Source organism: Streptomyces monashensis (assembly GCF_001866665.1).
Classification (GTDB): domain Bacteria; phylum Actinomycetota; class Actinomycetes; order Streptomycetales; family Streptomycetaceae; genus Streptomyces; species Streptomyces monashensis.
This window is the reverse complement of record NZ_MLYO01000176.1, coordinates 1-489: the sequence shown is the minus strand read 5'-3', so window position 1 is coordinate 489 and position 489 is coordinate 1. Positions and strand designations below refer to the sequence as shown.

Annotated in this window: 1 protein-coding gene; it reads right to left on the bottom strand. The window is 71.4% G+C overall.

The features are described 5' to 3' along the window. Positions 1 to 489: acyltransferase domain-containing protein (locus tag BIV23_RS45045; RefSeq protein ID WP_143079283.1), on the bottom strand; the 489-nt coding region annotated here is incomplete at both ends.

The following is a 489-nucleotide window of genomic DNA, read 5'->3' as shown; positions in this document are numbered from 1 at the left end:
ACGGTGGAGTAGAAGGGCAGCGTCGGCGCCTGCGCGTCGATACCGGCCAGCATCTCGCCGAGAGTGTCGCGGATGTCCTCCACGTGACGGGTGTGCGAGGCGTAGTCCACCGCCACCCGACGCACCCGAACACCCTCGCCGGACAGCACCCGAAGCGCCTCGTCCAGCGCCTGCGCGTCACCGGCGATCACCACGGACGACGGGCTGTTGACAGCCGCGACCTCGACCCGGTCCGACCAACGCTCCAGGCGGGCGACCGCCTCAGCCTCACCCAACGCGACCGAAGCCATGCCACCACGACCGGCCAGCCGCTCACCGATCGCCCGGCTGCGCAGCGCCACCACCTTCGCCGCGTCCTCCAGCGACAACGCCCCCGACACACACGCCGCCGCGATCTCACCCTGCGAGTGACCCACCACCGCATCCGGCGACACACCCACCGACGACCACACCGCCGCCAGACCCACCATCACCGCGAAACTCGCCGGC